General features: G+C 43.5%; 2 protein-coding genes. One reads left to right on the plus strand and one right to left on the minus strand.

The window, feature by feature from the left end; all coding sequences use genetic code 11:
- Positions 1-57 precede the first annotated feature (57 nt).
- A complete protein-coding gene (locus PLE34_RS21785; RefSeq protein ID WP_324560757.1) occupies positions 58-1,800 on the minus strand; it encodes a toll/interleukin-1 receptor domain-containing protein in 1,743 nt (580 codons plus the stop codon).
- Positions 1,801-1,977: 177 nt separating this feature from the next.
- Here PLE34_RS21785 and PLE34_RS21790 point away from each other — a divergent pair, with 177 nt between their 5' ends.
- Positions 1,978-2,187, plus strand: a complete 210-nt coding sequence (locus PLE34_RS21790) for a hypothetical protein (RefSeq protein WP_324560759.1) — start codon at positions 1,978-1,980, stop codon at positions 2,185-2,187.
- Positions 2,188-2,229: the final 42 nt, after the last annotated feature.

Consider the following 2,229-nt stretch of genomic DNA (forward strand, 5'->3'; position numbering starts at 1 on the left):
GGCGGGCCGCCCCGGCTGGTGTCCCACCAGCCGGCGACAATTTGAAATGCACCCCTTCTAATTTCTTATCGCTTCCAAAATTCTATAGAAATTAGCATTGATGTTTTTTGCCATTATATCAATACCCAGGTCATTCTTTAAATGCGTTATAATATCCGGCAATTTCAAACGAAGGCTTTCCAGGCGCCTCCATTCATCATCTATATCGGTTGAACGTAAAGCATTGTCTGAGCGTACCCTGGCAAGCTCCTTTATTGCTGTAATCCGCTGATCAATTTTTGTATTGGCTTTTTCTACAAAATCATCCTCCATAAAATCAGTATCAAGGCAGCAGGCAATAAATTTCTTTTCAGGAAAAAAGTCTTTTATAAACATAGCGTTTATCGTTTCCACCCCTACCCAACCCGATGTAAGGCTGTTTACAGAAACCACGGAAAGTATAGCATGTGACCTGAGAATACTTTTAGTGATAAAATCCTTTATAGCCGTACCCGCCTGCATGGAAGCCGAATCGAGGATAACCGTTATTTTTTCATGTTCCAGCTTATCTTTCAACAAGGCGGCGGTTGTTTCATCTGCATGATTATAGGAAATAAAAACAACGCAGTTTTCCGATTGCTGCTTTTGCTGATCCCGGAGGTCTTCGGCACTCCGCTGTATATAGCCAAGCACCTGCTGGTTTTTGGGCGTAAGCTCCAATTCCTTCAGCCAGGTTCTATATTCATCTAAAACCTTCACCTGGTCTTCAATGCGCATAGAGCCGTAATAATACTCATCGAGCCTGAACGCGGCTTCCACCAGGGCAGTCTGCGGCTGGTCGTTGCGCTGGATGTTGGTTAAATTCAGTAAAATTTTGTGCAGGTAAAAATAGAGCCTGTCCCTCACCGCCGGATCTTTTATTTGATAGGCTTCATCCGTAGTGCCAAAAGTTTCTATGAGCTTCTTCTGCATGCATGTTTCCACATGTATACGCAGCAGGTTGATCCGCAGGTAACGAACCGTTTGATTATATGCATGAAATTGGCCGGAATATAAAGGGTTGGCCTCATCGCCTGCCGTAATGATCATCCATGTTTTCAATTGATACCTTCTTCGCCCGATAGTATACGGAATATGCGTGCAGTACAACTCAATACCTTCTTTACCGAGAAAGGGCATATCTACCTTTTGTGCAAATAGCTGATCAGGATTTATTTCACCGGTGCGGAATTGTATTAAAAGCACGGGCTCGCAGGGTTCGGCCTGGCGCTGTATATCCCTGGCATCGAAAGATTTTTTTCCTTTTGTTGTAGTCCAGTAATAGGCATCCCGTAACTTTTCTCCCGCTTCAATTAATGGAAGGTACGCTGATAGCCTGCTGCCGATCTTTATTTTCACAGGACACAACAGGTAGCGTTCAATATGTTTGAACAGGTTAAATGAGGGCGCGCCCTCACCGGCGGCATGCGCAGCTACCCTGTTGCGCAGCTGATCATTGAAGCCTACTTCAAATTTGGCCATGCACCGGCCATCAGACTGGAATCTGCGAAAGAGGATCCTGGCGTGGTATGGATCGCTGTATAAAGATTTGAAAAAATGATCGTCCTTCAATCCGCAAAAATTCAATACGCTGCCCGCATTGCAATATTTTTTTTCATCATCCCACGGGCCGAGGTATTTTTTATTTCGGCCTAAAATTTCTCCAAAATAACGCACCCGGTCGTTACTGCCGGGTTCGGGCCATTTTGGTCTTTCCGTTTTGTTGGGGTCCGCCTTAAAAAAGCGGTAATCAAACAACGGGAATTGTAATGTAATAAACATAAAATCAGGCTTGTTAAAGTCGCCTTCTTAACCAGGCTTTCACCCTGGATAGACTGATTATGCCTTTCCTCGTAAGGTTGCTCACCTGCTTGCCGTTGTAGGCCCTGTAAAGATAAAAAAGAATACAATTAATTACATTATTATAATTTTATACAGAAATAAAAGCAATGAGAAAAGATGAACAAAGAAATCAGGCATCCCCTTGTAGCCACAACCTATGATGGCAAAAAAGCGGTTATTATCAGTTCAGGTCACCCACATAAAGACGAAGTAGCCATTTGCATTGGAGCGGAATATACATCAATGGGGTGGGCTATAAAATGGAAAACAGTTGAATCAGATGAAGCGTTTTTGACTACCCGCGGAACGGAGATTAAATGGTTATAAAGAAAGCGATTGAAGCAATTTTTCCGCAGCCGCTTTAACCTG

Source organism: Agriterribacter sp. (assembly GCF_035445465.1).
In the GTDB taxonomy this organism is placed as follows: Bacteria; Bacteroidota; Bacteroidia; order Chitinophagales; family Chitinophagaceae; genus Agriterribacter.